Here is a 17,255-nt window from a genome sequence, read left to right as displayed (position 1 = left end):
TAGTAGGTTATAAAAAATTAAGGCCTTACAAATGTAAGACCTTAATTTTAAATTATGCTACTATTCCCACTCAATTGTTGCAGGTGGTTTCGAACTAATATCGTAAACTACACGATTCACGCCTTTTACTTTATTGATAATGTCGTTTGACACTTTCATCAAGAAATCGTAAGGCAAATGAACCCAGTCAGCAGTCATACCGTCTGTTGATTCTACAGCTCTAAGCGCTACTACTTTTTCGTAAGTACGCTCATCACCCATAACACCAACACTGTTTACAGGAAGCAAAATTGCTCCAGCCTGCCAAACTTTATCGTATAATCCCCAAGATTTTAATCCTTCAATAAATACAGAATCCACATCTTGCAAGATCTGTACTTTCTCTGGCGTAATATCTCCTAAAATTCTAATTGATAATCCAGGTGCCTGGGAAAGGGTGTCTTCCTAATAATTCTGGATCTATTCCTAATGTAGCACCTACTCTTCTTACTTCGTCTTTGAAAAGCATTCTAAGTGGTTCTACAATTTTTAATTTCATATAATCTGGCAATCCACCAACGTTGTGGTGCGATTTAATTGTCGCAGATGGTCCTTTTACCGAAACAGATTCGATAACGTCTGGATAAATAGTTCCTTGCGCCAACCATTTTACGTCTTCTAATAAGTGCGATTCATCATCAAAAACTTCGATAAATACACGACCGATTGTTTTACGTTTCGTTTCAGGATCGCTGATTCCGGCCAATTCGCCAAGGAAACGATCTCCAGCATCTACACCTTTTACATTTAATCCCATTCCTTTGTATTGATCTAATACATTTTGGAATTCGTTTTTACGTAAAAGTCCGTTGTTAACGAAAATACAGTATAAATTTTGTCCGATGGCTTTGTTTAATAAAACTGCCGCTACGGTAGAATCTACTCCTCCAGATAAACCAAGAACCACTTTATCGTTTCCTAATTTCTCTTTTAGTTCTGCTACCATTTCGTCAACGAAAGCATTTGGAGTAAAGTTTTGAGGAACTTCAGCAATTTTTACTAAGAAATTTTCCAGCATTTTTTTCCCATCTGTAGAATGGTAAACCTCTGGATGATATTGAATTGCATAAGTAGTTTCGCCTTCAATTTTGTAAGCTGCGTATTCTACATCATGTGTGCTAGCTAATTTTACAGCATTTGTTGGAAGCGCTTTGATACTATCGCTATGGCTCATCCAAACCTGGCTGTTTTCTGAAACTCCTTCAAAGAAAGTTTCGCCTTCTTTAATATAAGACAAGTTTGCTCTACCGTATTCTCTTGTATTGGAAGCAGCTACTTCACCGCCACTGAAATGAGCCAAATATTGAGCTCCGTAACAAACAGCAAGCAAAGGCATTTTACCTCTAATTTGTGATAAATCAGGATGTGGCGCATCTTCTCCTCTAACAGAGAAAGGGCTTCCTCCTAAAATTACGGCTTTATAACTTGATAAATCACTTGGAATGTGATTGTAAGGAAAAATTTCGCAGAATATATTTAATTCGCGAACTCTACGCGCAATAAGCTGAGTATATTGCGATCCGAAATCTAAAATAAGTACGTTGTGTTGCATGCGCAAAAATACTTTTTATATTCGAAATTGAAAAATCGGAGCAGTGAAAAAAAATATTTTTTTTTCACTGTAGATTCTAAGATACTTAGTTACTAAGATTCTGAGCTTTTTTCTAACTCAAAAACAAAAAACTTAGCATCTTAGAACCTTAGCAACTCAGTATCTTTGCAAATCCAAAAACCCAATTATTTCGTATCTAACGAAAAACCAAATTTAATTTAACAATGAAATCAAAAATTATTGCCCTGACAGCTTTCTTATCGATCTTTTTTAGCTCTTGCAACACTGTTGATGATTTGCTGACTTTTACTATTTCGAACAATGCTTCGATTAAAATTCAAAGCACTTCTCCAATCAATTTGCCATCAGAGATTATTACGCCAGAGGTTACGACCAATTCTTCTGCTGAGTTTGAAAACAATAAAACAAAAGCAAATTTGGTGAAAGACGTAAAAATCAGATCGCTGAAATTATCAATTACAGATCCTTCGGATAAAACATTTACCTTTTTAAAATCTGTACATCTATATATTTCTACAGCTAACTCAGAAGAAATTGAATTAGCGTATGCTGACAATATCAATGTATCCAGCAATACGATCGATTTGATTTGTACTGATAAAAGATTAGATGAATACATAAAAGCAGACAGTTACAAAATCAGAACGAAAGTAACATTGAAAGAAACCTTAACAAAAGATGTGACCGTAAAAGCAGAAATGAAGTTTAAGGTTACTGCGGATCCATTCTAGTCTAAGATACTAAGATACTAAGATTCTAAGATACTGAGATACTAAGATTCTAAGATACTGAGATTTTAATCAGATTGTATAACAAAAAGGAGATTCTAAAATAGAATCTCCTTTTTGTTTGTGTTTAAGCTTCTAAAAAAAACTTAGAATCTTAGAATCTTAAAAAAATCACTCTTTCGTCACCACTATCGACGCTTTAAAACCTGCGGCTAGATTATCCCAGTAATCATTGGTTACTAGATTACCTTTATCGTCGTAAACCTGTATTTCTGCTGTGTTTCCTCCAAGCGTTCCTATATTTAGAGCTTCAAAATCTAATTTATTAAAACCTTGTCCAAGATTGATTTTTACTTGCTGGAAATTGGAATCTAGCAAAATTCGGTCTCTTACCACAACTTCATTGCAAGATACTTTTACTAAATCACCATCAATTGCTCCAAAATCTCGGAACTTCACTATAAAATATTCTGATTTCGTTTTAAAATCACCCAACGAAATATTCCTCTTCACCAATACCCCTCGCCCTTCTCTTAAACCAGCATCTTTTAAGCTTTTATCCAAATCTTTTTCCATTTTTGCTACATATCGGTCACCGGGATTAGCAAAATCGGTTTCAGTAGACATGGTAAATTTGCTTTTTTCTTCTCCAATCTGAAATTTTGATTTTGGAGTTATAGTAGTATTTTCAAAAACATTTGGCGTTTTAATTGCCGGCATATCATTAAAATCTGCCTGCGGATCTTTGACTTCGGGAATCGGAGTCTTTTTGGGCTTCGCAGTAAACTTTCCCCCTGGAATTGCTTTGAATTTAGTATTAGACTCAATTTGAGCTGATACAGACATCGCAGTAAAAAATAATATGAAAAATAAAATGTGCTTCATTGAAAAAATATTATCGAATCGCCTTTTATAATTAATACAAACCAAAAGTCTAGCATCACAAAAATAGTATAATTTAGTTAGGTGCTACAACTTTAGGAGTTTTATAACATTAAATTAAGCTAATTTTTGGAATCAAAAAACCTGCCAAAATTTTTTATTTCATAAAAAATAAATTTCAATTTTACAATTTGCAAATTCCAAAGACTTACTTTTTAAAAGCATATAGTATTTTGATTATTAACAACTTATTCTTACCTTGAAGACTTTATTTACCATTTATAAATCACAGCAAAATGGATTATATAGATTACTACAAAATATTGGATGTTACAAAATCGGCTACCGAAGCAGACATCAAAAAAGCATATCGAAAATTGGCTAGAAAATATCATCCCGATTTAAATCCGAATGATAAAGAAGCCGAGAAAAAATTCAAAGAAATAAATGAAGCAAACGAAGTTTTAAGCAATCCTGAAAATCGAAAAAAATACGATAAGTATGGTAAAGACTGGAAACATGCTGACGAATTTGAAAAAGCAGGCTACGATCCGAACCAGCAGCAAAGCAGACAGCAAGGCGGTTATCAATATTCTGAAGGCGATTTCTCTGGTTTTGAAGGTGGAGACTTTTCTGGAAGCGACTTTTCCGATTTTTTTAATTCGATGTATGGCGGAGGAAGAAGCAGATCTCAATCTAAATATAGAGGTCAGGATTTTAATGCTGAACTGGTTTTAGATTTAGCAGAAGCCTACACAACACATAAACGAAACTTGTCTGTAAACGGAAAAAATATTAGAATTACAATTCCCGCTGGTGTAGAAAATGGGCAGATTATAAAAATTCCGAATCATGGCGGGCCAGGTGTAAACGGCGACCAAACGGCGATTTGTACATCACCTTTATAATTTCAAATAATTCAGATTTTAAACGTGAAGGAAATAATTTGTACGCCGAGGCGCCAATCGATCTTTACACGGCTATTTTAGGCGGAGAAACATATATCAATACTTTTGATGGAAAAGTAAAAATTAAAGTCCCACCAGAAACGCAGCCTGGAACAAAGGTAAAATTGAAAGGAAAAGGTTTTCCTGTTTACAAAAAAGAAAATCAGTTTGGTGATTTATACATTACTTATACCATTAAACTTCCAACAAAACTGTCGGATAAAGAGAAAGAATTATTTGAAGAATTAGCAAAACTAAGAAAGTCATGAAAAGTAAAAATTTAATCCAGATCAAACAGTTTTGTATGTATCACGAAATTGAAAACACTTTTATCACTGAACTTAATAATTATGGCCTTATTCATATTATTAATGAAGAAAATGACGAGTTTCTGGAACAAGAACAGCTGCCAACGGTTGAAAAAATGATTCGAATGCATTATGATCTCAAAATAAATCTAGAAGGAATTGATGCCATTGCACATTTATTAAATAAGATTGAAGCCTTACAGCAAAATTTAAATACGATACAAAATAAGCTTCGCCTTTACGAAGAAAGAGAAACTGAATAACAATTAATATCACAAAAAAGCTTGAATTTCTGAATTGATTTCAAGCTTTTTTTAATCCCTTTCAGAACCATAATTCTTAAATTGCAGCATCTTTAATTAACCTGAATTTGCTTTTAAAACGTACAGCCAAATTCGCAAAAAACTAAAAAAATGAAAAGAGAAAACATCTTAACTGGATCGCCTTGGGAAGACAAAATGGGATATTGCCGTGCCGTAAGAATTGGCAATATTGTGGAAGTTTCTGGAACTGTAGCCATTGTTGACGGCGAAAAAGTAAAAGCTGATGACGCTTATGCTCAAACCTATAATATTTTGGAACGAGTTGAAAAAGTTTTAGAAGATTTAAATGTGGGGATGAAAGATGTTATTAGAACTAGAATTTTCACTACCAATGTTTCTACTTTTGAAGAAGTGGCGAGAGCACATTCTGCTTTCTTTAAAGATATAAAACCAACAACAGGATTTTACGAAATCAGTAAACTGGTTGCTCCAGAATATTTGGTTGAAATAGAATTTACTGCTGTTGTTCAGTAATTTTTTATAGCCACGAATTACACTAATTGCGCTAATTATTTTTTTATGCCACAGATTAAATGGATTAAAAATGATTATTTCCCTTTTAATTCGTGAAAATTGGCGAAATTCGTGGCTAAAATATTTTTATTATTTGAATGACTTTTCAAGCCTCAAAACAACTACTACTTGATATTCCTAAATGGATTCTTATCTGTGCTTTAATCGGAATACTTTCTGGATCGGCTTCAGCATTTTTCTTAGTTTCTTTAGAATGGGTGACGCAATTTAGAATTCACCATGACTGGATTATATGGCTTTTGCCTTTCGGCGGATTTATGGTTGGATTGAGTTATTATTATTGGGGAGAATCGGTTGCAAAAGGAAACAATCTTTTATTGGAAGAATACGAAAATCCCAAAAAAGTCATTCCGTTTAAAATGGCTCCTTTAGTACTTTTAGGAACATTACTGACCCATTTGTTCGGAGGATCTGCGGGACGAGAAGGAACTGCGGTACAAATGGGAGGCGCAATTGCCGATCAGTTTACAAAATTCTTCCAACTTGATAATTCAGAACGCAAGATTCTGATTATTCTTGGAATCAGCGCAGGTTTTGCTTCCGTTTTCGGAACTCCTTTGGCTGGCGCAATATTCGCTTTAGAAGTTTTATATTTCAGTAAAATTAATTTTAAAAGCATTTTACTTTCTTTTTTAGTGGCTTATGCGGCCTATTTTACTGTAGAATTCTGGGAAATAAAACATACCCATTACAGTATTCCTGTTGTTCCAGAACTTAGTTTAAACAATATTATTTTCACTCTAATTGTTGGGATCTTATCTGGATTTGCAGCATTATTATTTTCTAGAAGCACACATTTTTGGGGTTCACTTTTTTCGAAAAACATTAAATATCCTCCACTTCGTCCTGTAATTGGTGGAGTCGTTTTGGCTATTGCCATTGCCGGTTTCGGATTTACAAAATTCTCTGGATTAGGAGTTCCTGTAATTGTGGATTCTTTTTCGAATCCAAACCAATGGTATGATTTTCTATTAAAAATTTTATTTACCGGATTCACATTAGGAGCTGGTTTTAAAGGTGGCGAAGTAACACCGCTATTTTTTGTCGGTGCGACTTTAGGAAGTGCTTTATCGACCGTAATTCCAATGCCTATTGCGCTTTTAGCAGGAATCGGATTTGTTGCTGTTTTCTCAGGCGCAACCCACACTCCTATCGCCTGTACGATTATGGGAATGGAATTATTCGGAATTGCTCCTGGAATTTTCATCGCAATTGCCTGTACAATTGCTTATTTTTCTTCTGGTTCTGTTGGAATTTACAAGTCTCAGATTGTAAAAGGTGCGAAATATAAATTGTACCAAAGGTTTCTTTAAACGGAGTTTTCAGTCGCAGTCGCAGTTTACACTCTCAGTTTTAAAATAAAAAAATCCGTCCAAATCTGCGTTTTCGCGATAGCGAATTCGTTTCATCCGCGTACATTTTTTTTAACCCTAGAATATCTGAAAACTGAAACTGAAAACTGCGATTAAATATTTTCAGCATTACATTAAAAAAATGTAAATTCGCACACTATGAAAATACAAGATATTCAAGCGATTCAATTATTACTCGCTACCCCAAAGAAAATTGTCATCATTCCGCACAGAGGACCAGATGGCGATGCAATGGGATCAACATTAGGTTTATACCATTTTTTAATTAAAAACAATCATCAGGCAACAGTAATTGCTCCTAATGATTTTCCTAATTTTTTAGCTTGGCTTCCGGGATCTGAAACCGTAAAAATATTCGAAAAAGAAACTGAAATCTGTACACAAATTTTAGAAGAAGCTGAAATCATTTTCACACTTGATTTTAATGCTTTTCACCGTACAGGCGAAATGGAGCATACTTTAGCAAAACTGAAAGCTACTTTCATTATGATAGATCATCATCAAAAACCTGATGATTACGCTACCTATACTTATTCTGATACTTCATACGGATCTACTTGCGAAATGGTCTATAACTTTATCACTTTCTTAAACAAAAAAGAAGACATAGATAAAACCATTGCAACTTGTATTTATACAGGAATTTTAACCGATTCAGGTTCGTTTCGTTTTCCTGGCACAACAGGAAATACACATAGAATTATTGCTGAATTAATAGATTTAGGAGTTGAAAACACTCAGATTCCTGTATTACTTTTTGACAATAGCTCTTTCAGCAGATTACAGTTATTAGGCCGCGCTTTGCAAAACATGAAGGTCTTTGAAGATCATAAAACTTCATATACGACTTTAACACAAGAAGAGCTAGATTCTTTTAATTATGTTAAAGGTGATACTGAAGGAATTGTTAATTATGGCTTAAGTATAAAAGATATTGTTTTTACTGCTATTTTTATCGAAAATAAAGACGAAGGCATTATCAAGATTTCATTCCGTTCACAAGGAGGTTTTGATGTAAATCAGTTTGCTCGAGACCATTTCAACGGTGGCGGACATAGCAATGCAGCTGGCGGAAGATCTGAAGTTTCGATGCAAGAAACAGTTAATAAATTTGAAGATTTAGTAAAAAAACTAAAATTATAATCCAAATCATGAACTACCTAAAACTTAGCATTTACACTTTGCTTTTTACAGTTTTGTTGAGCAGCTGTAAGCATCATGAAGAAGCCAGAAGACCCATTTCTAGAGCTTCGGGAACATTCATGAAAAAATCGGCTGACCGAAACAAAAAATTAGTGGCAAATGAAGAAGATGTCATTAAGAAAATAATCAAAAGCAATCCGAAGGTAAAATATTATGCTACTCCAAAAGGCTATTGGTTTTATTATGACGAAAGAAATACAAATGAAACTGCAGCTCCAAGAAAAGGTGATATTGCTTACTTTAATATGGAAGTAAAAGACATAAAAGGCAATGTCATTTATTCTGAATCTGATCTTGGTCATCAAACTTACTATGTAGACAAACAAGACATTATGATGGGGCTTCGCGACGGAATAAAAAGAATGCATAAAAACGAAACGGTTACGTTTTTATTTCCATCGCATATGGCTTACGGATATCACGGAGATAATAAAAAAATTGGAACAAACGAATCTCTAATCGTTACAGTAACGCTTAGAAATTTTGTTCCAGATCCTACGGCACCAATAGCAAAACCTGCTGCTCAGCCATCAGCCGTAACGCCAAAACCTGCAGTTGTAAAACCTTCTGCACCAGCTAAACAAGATACATTACACTAACTCAATAAAAACAACATCTTAAAATGAAAAAGAGTATTTTATTATTACTAATAGCCGTAGGCTCATTTTATTCTTGTAAAGATGACCACAGTAATCTTCCTGATGGTTTATATGCCGATATCGAAACAAACAAAGGTCACATCATTGTAGAGCTTGATTACAAAAAAGCCCCTATTACAGTGGCTAACTTTGTGACTTTGGCTGAAGGTAAAAACGAGTTTGTAACACACGAACAATTAAAAAAGAAACCTTTTTTTGACGGTTTAAAATTTCACCGAGTAATTGAAAGTTTCATGATTCAAAGCGGTGATCCATTAGGAACTGGTTCTGGAGATACTGGATATAAATTTAAAGACGAATTTTCAGATTTGAAATTTGACAAAGCTGGAGTTTTAGCAATGGCAAATAACGGAACTGGAACAAACAGCAGCCAATTTTTTATCACTCACGTAGAAACTCCTTGGTTAGATAACCTACACACTATTTTTGGTCATGTGGTAAGCGCAAAAGATCAAGAAGTCGTAAACAAAGTTGTTCAGGGAGACAATATCGTTGCTGTAACTATTATTAGAAATGGTGAAGCGGCGAAAAAATTTGATGCTGTAAAAGTATTCCACGACTATTTTGCTGACATCGCAAAAGAACAACAAAAATACGCGGGAGCTCAAAAAGAAAAAGTAGATTATTATGCTACTCTAAAACCAAAAGCAACTAAAACTACGAGCGGTTTAGAATATGTAATTACAGAAAAAGGAAGCGGTAAGAAACCTGCTATTGGAAGTCAAATTTACATTCACTATGCTGGTTTCCTTGAAAACGGAACTTTATTTGACACTAGCATTGAAGAAGTGGCAAAACAATTCGGAAAATTTGATCCTGCAAGAGCACAAGCACAAGCCTACAAACCAATTGAATTTAAAGCAGGTCGTAAAGACGGTTTAATTCCTGGTTTTATTGAAGGAGTTGAGCAATTGTCTTATGGAGACAAAGCAGTTCTTTTCATTCCATCTCACTTAGCTTATGGAGCAACTGGTGCTGGAGGTGTAATTCCGCCAAACGCTAATATCATTTTCGAAATCCAAATTTCAGACAAACAGTAATTCAATTAAAGACTTAAAATTTAAAAGCAATGAAATTTAAATTTCTATTTTTATTTTGCTTAGCAATAGTAAATATACAAGCTCAAACTAAAAAGCCTGCGGCGAAACCAGCAGCGAAACCTACAACTACAGCAGCTGCTGTGGCAAATCCTGGCGACGGGATTTTCGCTACAATTTCGACTACAAAAGGAGACATTGTTCTTTCTTTAGAGTATGTAAAAGCTCCTGTTACAGTAGCAAACTTTATTACTTTGGCAGAAGGTACAAATCCTAATGTTAAAGCATCTCTTAAAGGAAAACCGTTTTACAACGGATTAAAATTCCATAGAGTAATTAACGATTTCATGATTCAGGGTGGTGATCCAGAAGGAAATGGTTCTGGAGGCCCAGGATATTCTTTTAAAGATGAATTTGTAGACGATTTAAAGTTCGAAAAAGGCGGTGTTCTTGCTATGGCAAATTCTGGTCCTGCAACAAACGGAAGCCAGTTTTTCATTACACACAAAGATACTCCTTGGTTAAACGGAAAACACACTATTTTTGGCCACGTAGTGTCTGGAATGGATAATGTAAATAAAATTGTTCAAGACGATGTAATGACAAAAATTGTTATTACACGCAAAGGTGCTGCTGCAAAGAAATTTGATGCTCTAAAAGTTTTAAGTGACGATGTAAAAAAAGAAGCGGCTAAAAAAGAAGAAGCAAAAAAAGTAATAACTGCAAAAGCAGCTTATTTTAAAGACTTAAAAGCAAAAGCAACTGCAACAGCTTCTGGTTTAAAATATGTAATCACTCAAAAAGGTACTGGCGTTAAAGGTGCTGAAGGTTCTAACATCTATTTTCACTACGCTGGATACTTTGAAGATGGAAACTTATTTGACAGCAGCATGGCTCCAGTAGCAAAAGCATATGGAAAATATGATGCCAATAGAGATGCGCAAGGCGGATACAAAGCGTTTCCTTTCACAGTTGGTAAAAAAGAGGGAATGATTCCTGGTTTTCTTGAAGCTCTGGATATGATGACAGACGGAGAAAAAGCGACTTTCTTTTTACCTTCAAATTTAGCGTATGGCGAAAAAGGTGCTGGCGGAGTTATCCCTCCAAATGCAACTTTGATTTTTGAAATTGAAACGTATCAAAACCAGCCTAAGTAATTAGAAAAGAGGAGATTTATTCTTTATAGATATAAAAAGCCATCAGAATTATTCTTGATGGCTTTTCTATTTTTTGCTGTTTATCTTTTTAAAGAATTCTTATTTTAAGCCTTTAAAAATCAATTCTATTACAATTAAATCACTATTTTCAACATAGTACAAGAGAATCCTAAACAAAATAGCTTACCTTTGCCGGCTTAATTTTTTTAAAACAGATAATTTATGACGTCGCAAAATAATGTATTAAAGGGTGTTTTTCTTGTTGCTTTGGGAGCAACTACTTACGGAATGTTGGCTACTTTTGTAAAAATGGCCTATTCTGAAGGATACACAACTGCAGAAGTAACGACCTCACAGTTTATATACGGAATTCTAGGTATTCTTGCCATCAATCTTTTTCAGCGTATTAAAAACAAAAACAAACCTGCCGTAAAAGCATCTCGTAAAAATGTTTTCAATTTAATGTTAGCTGGAACTTCTTTAGGAATGACAAGCTTATTTTATTATTTGGCGGTAAAATATATTCCTGTTTCTATCGGAATCGTTTTATTGATGCAAACCGTTTGGATGGGTGTTTTGCTTGAAATGATTTTAGAAAAAAAACTGCCTTCAAAACAAAAGGTCATTGCGGTATTAATAGTGCTTTTTGGAACTGTTTTAGCCACTAATATTATCAATAATGATATCGAATTAGACTGGAGAGGTTTAGTTTGGGGAATGCTTGCTGCTGCTTCTTTTACTACAACTATGTTTACTGCCAATAGTGTAGCAACCGAAATTTCATCTGCCCAAAGAAGTCTTTATATGCTTTTAGGAGGTGCTGTTATTGTATTTTCATTTGCTTTTGCGACACAGGTTACGGCCTTTAATATGGAAATCTTCCTAAAATGGGGAATTGTATTATCATTATTTGGTACCATAATTCCACCGCTTTTAATGACAGCAGGTTTTCCGTTAACTGGAATTGGACTAGGAAGTATTGTTTCTGCTCTTGAACTGCCCGTTTCTGTAATGATGGCGTATGTTTTATTAAACGAAAAAGTAATCTTTTCTCAATGGGTCGGCATTGTATTGATTATTCTGGCCATAATTATTATGAATGTAAATTTCAAGTCAAAAAAATAGCCCAAAATACATACTTTCAAAAAAAGAAGTCTTGTAATGCAATAATTGTTAATTTTTTTATAAATTCGTGATAAACAATTAAATATCATGATTTTACCTTGGCATTTATATTTAATGGCTTTCCTTTATATTCTTGCTGGTCTAAATCATTTTAGAAAACCTGGAATGTACATAAAAATCATTCCGCCCGCATTTAAAAACCCCAAATTAATAAATATTTTAAGTGGTGCTTCTGAGATTATTCTAGGCATCTTTCTAATCCTGCCTTTTACAACACAAATTGCCGCCTGGGGAATTATAATGCTATTAATTGCTATTTTTCCTGCCAATTTGTATATGTTTCAAAATAAAAAAGCAGGATTTGGTTTACCATTATGGATTTTATTTGTACGTTTACCCTTACAAATTGTTTTAATTTATTGGGCTTACCAATATACATTCTAATATTAACCATTTAAAATTATTTTATTATGAAAAAATTATTTGCAGAGTTCTTTGGAACTTATTGGCTTGTTTTTGGTGGATGCGGAAGCGCAATTTTTGCAGCGGGAATTCCAAATTTAGGAATCGGATTTGCTGGTGTTGCGCTTGCTTTTGGTTTAACGGTACTTACAATGGCCTATGCTGTTGGCCATATTTCGGGCGGCCATTTTAATCCCGCTGTTTCTTTTGGTTTGTGGGCTGGCGGAAGATTCTCGACAAAAGATCTTATTCCGTACATCATTGCACAATGTGTTGGAGCTGTTGCGGCAGCAGGAACTTTATATACAATAGCTTCTGGAAAAGCTGGTTTTGCAATTGACAGTACAAAAGCTGGAGCCTTTGCATCTAATGGTTTTGGAGCTTTTTCTCCTGATGGCTATTCCTTACAGTCTGCTTTCATTGCAGAATTTGTACTTACATTATTCTTTTTATTAGTGATTTTAGGAGCAACTGATAAATTTGCAAATGGCAGATTTGCAGGAATCGCAATCGGTTTGGCGTTAACTTTAATACACTTAATCAGTATTCCGATTACGAATACTTCTGTAAATCCAGCGAGATCTTTATCTCAAGCCATTTTTGTTGGCGGAGAGCCATTATCTCAGGTTTGGCTGTTTTGGGTTGCCCCTATTCTTGGTGCATTAGCCGCAGGTTTTCTTTATAAAACACTGCTTCAAAATCACGCAGAAGCATAATAACTGAAAAAAGAAATCAAAACATCATCAAAAAAATAAAAATATGGAATTTTTATATTTCTTACTTATAGGTGCCATTTCTGGATGGCTAGCGGGTCAAATCTGGAAAGGTGCCGGATTTGGTTTAATTGGCAATATTATTGTCGGAATCATAGGCGGATTCATCGGAGGATGGATTGCTGGAAAATTTGGCATTGGAGGTGGCGGCCTTCTATGGCAGATTCTGATTGCTGTAGGAGGTGCGTGGGTTTTATTATTTATAATCAGCCTCATCAAAAAATAATATCCTAAATAATAATTTCTAAAGAGAAAATCAGATATATTTATATTTGGTTTTCTCTTTTTTATTGGAGTAAAACCGAAAGAAATCTTTAATTAATTCAAATATTTATGCATCATGAATGACATTATTAATTATTTTTCTACGATTCCTTCTTCGCATAGAAGTTTAATTTTGGTTGGCGGTATTACTATTTTCTGGCTAATTGAAAACAGTTTTCCTTTGTTTAAAATGCAATATAAAAAATGGCCTCATGCAGGTATAAATTTCTTTTTTACCTTCACTACCATTGTTGTCAATTTTATTCTTGCGTTTATTTTAATACGAACTGCTGCTTGGACAATCGAACATAATTTTGGAATTCTGCAATGGCTTCCAGAAATACCTATCTGGCTATATACTATAATTGGCTTACTGCTTCTGGACTTAATTGGAGCTTATTTAGCCCATTTGGTAGAACACAAAGTAAAAATTCTTTGGCAGTTTCATCTGGTGCACCATACCGACACTTGGATCGATACCACAACTGCCAATAGACATCATCCTGGAGAAAGCGTAGTCCGTTTTATTTTTACCACTTTAGGCGTTTTAATTATCGGGACTCCCATGTGGATGGTTTTTCTTTATCAATCATTATCGGTTATTGCTTCACAATTTAACCACGCCAATATTTCGCTGCCAGAAAAATTGGATCTATTCTTAAGTTATTTTATTGTTTCGCCTAATATGCATAAGGTGCATCATCATTATGTGCTGCCATATACAGATAGCAATTATGGCAATATATTTTCTATTTGGGACAGGCTTTTTAAAACCTTTACCTACTTACCTAAAGATCAATTGATATATGGTGTAGACACTCATATGCAGTCTGAAGAAAACAATGAATTGAAGAATCTGTTAAAAATTCCATTTCAAAAATCACGATCCTTCAAAAACAGTTAAAATCATTAAAAAAATTGAACTTTACTGAACCAACTTATTATTTTTTTTTTAATATTGATACAGAAATTGAAAATCAATCTATTAATAATTAACACCCTATTTTGAATTAATTTTCACGAGATGAAAAAGAGTAGCCGCAAAGAATTAACTCCGGAACAAATTGAAAGACTTGTTTCGTTAGCTTTAGAAGAAAGAAATCCATTTGAAATTATAAAGAAAGAATTTGGATTGGCAGAAAAAGAAGTCCTGGACATCATGAAAAAGAAAATGCCTCTTGAAAAATTTGAGATGTGGAAAAAGAAGGCAATTGCAAATAAACCAAAACCAAAACCAGTTAAAATAGATGATTTTGATGAAGATTTGGACGGAAAATATTATATCAAGAATAAATTAGACTAAAATAAAGCTCCTGTTTTTCAGGAGTTTTTTTTTATCTGTAAATATAATGTGATTTTTTAGTAACTTTTCGGTACTTTTTGTGTCAAATACTATAACTAAACATATAAAAATGAAAAAAATACTTTACACCTTAGCTCTAGCGGTAACTTTTTGGAGCTGTAAAACAGGTAGCACTGGAGCCGCGAAAAGCAATATAGTTGAAGTTAATATCAATTTAACCGATGTTAAAGACGATAAGGTCTTGGTAACCGTTACGCCACCAGCCATTAAGACTGATGAAATTACCTACAGTATTCCTAAAACCGTTCCTGGTACTTATTCTACAGATAATTACGGAAAATATTCAGAAGATTTTAAAGCTTTTGATGCTAAAGGAAATGCTCTTACTGTAAAAAGATTAGGTGATAATTCTTGGTCTATCTCGAACGCAAAGACACTAAAAAGAATTACTTATCTGGTAAACGATACTTTCGATACAGAAAAAGGAACTGGATTTGGAAATGACGATATTTTTTCTCCAGCAGGAACAAACATCGATGCAGGAAAAAATTTCATGGTTAACACTCATGGTTTTGTAGGATATTTTCAAGATAAATTAGACGTTCCGTACAAAGTTACGATCACGCATCCTGAAACACTTTGGGGAGCTACTTCTATGACAGATCAAGATGCTAGCAATACTTCTGATGTGTTTACCACTTCTCGTTATGCTATTTTGGTAGAAAATCCAATTATGTATTCTAAACCTGATTACACTACTTTTAATGTAAACGGAATGGACATCTTAATTGCTGTGTACTCTCCTACCGGAAAATATACTGCAGAGAGCATTACTCCAGAGATGAAAACCATGATGACCGCACAGAAAAACTTTTTAGGAAAAGTAAATTCTACTAAAAAATATACTGTTTTGGTATACCTTTCAAGCATGGCTAAAGACGATGCTCACGGTTTTGGAGCTTTAGAACACCCAACTGCTACAACTGTGGTTTTACCAGAATCAATGCCAAAAGAAAAATTGGTAGAAACACTAAAAGATGTAGTTTCTCACGAATTCTTTCACATTGTGACTCCATTGACTATTCACTCAAAAGAAATTCAGTATTTTGATTACAATGCACCAAAAATGTCAGAACATTTATGGATGTACGAAGGGGTAACAGAATATTTTGCTAATCTATTTCAAATTAACCAAGGTTTAATTGATGAAGCTGAATTCTATACGCGTATTGCAGACAAGATTGCACAATCTAAACAGTTAGATGATACAATGTCGTTTACTGTAATGAGTAAAAATGTATTGGATCAGCCTTATAAAGATCAATATTTAAATGTTTACCAAAAAGGCGCTTTAATTGGTATGTGTATTGACATTATCATTAGAGAGAAAAGTAATGGAGAAAGAGGTATTTTGGATTTAATGCATAAATTATCTGATGAATATGGGGTTGAAAAACCTTTTAATGACGATGAATTATTCGCAAAAATCACTTCTTTGACTTATCCTGAAGTTGGTGACTTTTTAAATAAATATGTAGCTGGAACTACTCCAATTCCTTACGATTTTTATCTAGCAAAAGTGGGTGTTACAAAAGCAAGCGAGAAAAAGGCTGGAAATCCGTTCATTAAAGGACAAACTCCTTACATTACTATTGATAAGGCAACAAAAGAAATCGCGGTTCGTCCTGAATCAGAGTCAACTGCATTCTTTAAAAACCTAAACTTAAAAGGTGGCGATAAAATTTTAGCTGTAAACAATAAATCATACAACCTAGATAACATTTATGATTTAATTACAGAAAGTGAAAACTGGAAAGAAAATGATCCTATCACACTTAAAGTAAAACGTGGAACTAAAGAAGAAACCATAAAAGGAACTGTAAAACTGCCATTTGAAGAAACAGAAACTTTTAAAGCTACAGATGCTTCAAAAGAGAAACTTAAAAATGCATGGTTAAAAGGATAATTTCTTTTTAAAGACATAAAAAAACCGACAAGTGATTGTCGGTTTTTTTATGTCTTCTAGGTTTGTCAAACTGAGAGAAGTCGAAGTCACACACTGTGATTCGGCTTGTGTGGCTTCGACTTCGCTCAGCCTGACAAAAATAAGTTTATTTTTTCACTGGAAATTTCCAATCAAACTCATCTTTACTATTGATGATTGCTCCAATTTCAAACTTCACTACCTCATCAAATTCTGTTTGAAGTATAAACCAGTTGTCTTCGTTGAAGTAATTTTCAAAAGTATCAAATGTTTCTTGATTGAATTTTGTGATTCCTTTTGCAGCAAAATCTTTCTTTACGTCAGCAATTTTTCTTCCGATTAATTTGAATCCGAAAACTTCTAGATCATTGCTTGATGCTACTAAATAACCTAATTTCAAGTCTTCTTCCTGATAAAATGTCAATCTGATTTTGTGTGCATTATAAACAAAAATCACATTGTCGTCTTCGTCTTTATAGTTTTTATCAGGTTTTCCTAAAGCTGCTGTTACATCATTCTGCTTCATTCCGAAAAGCAGTTTCTCTATTCCTGATTTTAAATTGATCTTCATATCGATTGTC

17 protein-coding genes and 2 pseudogenes are annotated in these 17,255 nt (G+C 33.9%); 16 read left to right on the top strand and 3 right to left on the bottom strand.

Features of this window, described 5'->3' with window-relative positions:
- Positions 1-60: 60 nt before the first annotated feature.
- Positions 61-1,591 (bottom strand): annotated as a pseudogene (gene guaA / locus ACPWTF_RS20475) (glutamine-hydrolyzing GMP synthase).
- Between the two features lie 224 nt (positions 1,592-1,815).
- Here guaA and ACPWTF_RS20470 point away from each other — a divergent pair.
- On the top strand, positions 1,816-2,343 hold the full coding sequence (locus tag ACPWTF_RS20470; RefSeq protein WP_250835362.1) for a hypothetical protein: 528 nt from the start codon (positions 1,816-1,818) through the stop codon (positions 2,341-2,343).
- Positions 2,344-2,511: 168 nt separating this feature from the next.
- Here the strand turns inward: ACPWTF_RS20470 and ACPWTF_RS20465 are convergent, their stop codons facing one another.
- Positions 2,512-3,225 carry a hypothetical protein gene (locus ACPWTF_RS20465; RefSeq protein ID WP_250835361.1) on the bottom strand — a complete coding sequence of 238 codons (714 nt, stop codon included), beginning with the start codon at positions 3,223-3,225 and terminating at the stop codon, positions 2,512-2,514.
- 293 nt (positions 3,226-3,518) lie between these two features.
- Here ACPWTF_RS20465 and ACPWTF_RS20460 point away from each other — a divergent pair.
- From ACPWTF_RS20460 to ACPWTF_RS20390, 15 genes and pseudogenes are all read left to right on the top strand, one after another.
- A pseudogene (locus tag ACPWTF_RS20460) lies at positions 3,519-4,438 on the top strand (DnaJ C-terminal domain-containing protein).
- Entirely contained in the window at positions 4,435-4,740 is a 306-nt protein-coding gene (locus tag ACPWTF_RS20455; protein WP_250835359.1) for a chaperone modulator CbpM, read from the top strand. Before ACPWTF_RS20460 ends, ACPWTF_RS20455 begins: the two are co-directional and overlap by 4 nt.
- A gap of 150 nt (positions 4,741-4,890) precedes the next feature.
- Positions 4,891-5,274, top strand: coding sequence for a RidA family protein (locus ACPWTF_RS20450; protein WP_095929905.1), 384 nt, complete (start codon positions 4,891-4,893; stop codon positions 5,272-5,274).
- Positions 5,275-5,411: 137 nt separating this feature from the next.
- Positions 5,412-6,647 (top strand): voltage-gated chloride channel family protein, encoded by a 1,236-nt coding sequence (locus tag ACPWTF_RS20445; protein WP_427872737.1) that lies wholly within the window; start codon positions 5,412-5,414, stop codon positions 6,645-6,647.
- Positions 6,648-6,845: 198 nt separating this feature from the next.
- On the top strand, positions 6,846-7,850 hold the full coding sequence (locus tag ACPWTF_RS20440; protein WP_427872736.1) for a DHH family phosphoesterase: 1,005 nt from the start codon (positions 6,846-6,848) through the stop codon (positions 7,848-7,850).
- 8 nt (positions 7,851-7,858) lie between these two features.
- Positions 7,859-8,509 (top strand): gliding motility-associated peptidyl-prolyl isomerase GldI, encoded by a 651-nt coding sequence (gene gldI, locus ACPWTF_RS20435; RefSeq protein ID WP_427872734.1) that lies wholly within the window; start codon positions 7,859-7,861, stop codon positions 8,507-8,509.
- 23 nt (positions 8,510-8,532) lie between these two features.
- Positions 8,533-9,609 carry a peptidylprolyl isomerase gene (locus ACPWTF_RS20430; RefSeq protein WP_427872733.1) on the top strand — a complete coding sequence of 359 codons (1,077 nt, stop codon included), beginning with the start codon at positions 8,533-8,535 and terminating at the stop codon, positions 9,607-9,609.
- A gap of 29 nt (positions 9,610-9,638) precedes the next feature.
- Entirely contained in the window at positions 9,639-10,763 is a 1,125-nt protein-coding gene (locus tag ACPWTF_RS20425; RefSeq protein WP_427872732.1) for a peptidylprolyl isomerase, read from the top strand.
- 222 nt (positions 10,764-10,985) lie between these two features.
- On the top strand, positions 10,986-11,888 hold the full coding sequence (locus tag ACPWTF_RS20420) for an EamA family transporter (RefSeq protein ID WP_427872731.1): 903 nt from the start codon (positions 10,986-10,988) through the stop codon (positions 11,886-11,888).
- 87 nt (positions 11,889-11,975) lie between these two features.
- On the top strand, positions 11,976-12,332 hold the full coding sequence (locus tag ACPWTF_RS20415; RefSeq protein ID WP_095929898.1) for a DoxX family protein: 357 nt from the start codon (positions 11,976-11,978) through the stop codon (positions 12,330-12,332).
- Positions 12,333-12,358: 26 nt separating this feature from the next.
- On the top strand, positions 12,359-13,066 hold the full coding sequence (gene aqpZ, locus ACPWTF_RS20410; RefSeq protein ID WP_427872729.1) for an aquaporin Z: 708 nt from the start codon (positions 12,359-12,361) through the stop codon (positions 13,064-13,066).
- Positions 13,067-13,109: 43 nt separating this feature from the next.
- Positions 13,110-13,349, top strand: a complete 240-nt coding sequence (locus ACPWTF_RS20405) for a GlsB/YeaQ/YmgE family stress response membrane protein (RefSeq protein ID WP_427872728.1) — start codon at positions 13,110-13,112, stop codon at positions 13,347-13,349.
- Positions 13,350-13,463: 114 nt separating this feature from the next.
- Positions 13,464-14,291: a sterol desaturase family protein gene (locus ACPWTF_RS20400; RefSeq protein WP_427872726.1), complete on the top strand. Its 828-nt coding sequence runs from the start codon at positions 13,464-13,466 to the stop codon at positions 14,289-14,291.
- Positions 14,292-14,411: 120 nt separating this feature from the next.
- Positions 14,412-14,690 carry a DUF2805 domain-containing protein gene (locus ACPWTF_RS20395; RefSeq protein WP_095929894.1) on the top strand — a complete coding sequence of 93 codons (279 nt, stop codon included), beginning with the start codon at positions 14,412-14,414 and terminating at the stop codon, positions 14,688-14,690.
- Positions 14,691-14,799: 109 nt separating this feature from the next.
- Positions 14,800-16,656, top strand: a complete 1,857-nt coding sequence (locus ACPWTF_RS20390) for a peptidase M61 (protein ID WP_427872724.1) — start codon at positions 14,800-14,802, stop codon at positions 16,654-16,656.
- A gap of 145 nt (positions 16,657-16,801) precedes the next feature.
- On the opposite strand, the gene ACPWTF_RS20385 is transcribed toward ACPWTF_RS20390, so the two are convergent.
- Entirely contained in the window at positions 16,802-17,245 is a 444-nt protein-coding gene (locus ACPWTF_RS20385) for a hypothetical protein (protein WP_095929892.1), read from the bottom strand.
- Between the last annotated feature and the right edge of the window lie 10 nt (positions 17,246-17,255).

This window comes from Flavobacterium sp. MMS24-S5 (assembly GCF_050320125.1).
Classification (GTDB): Bacteria; Bacteroidota; Bacteroidia; order Flavobacteriales; family Flavobacteriaceae; genus Flavobacterium; species Flavobacterium tyrosinilyticum.
This window is presented reverse-complemented; position numbering and strand designations above follow the sequence as displayed.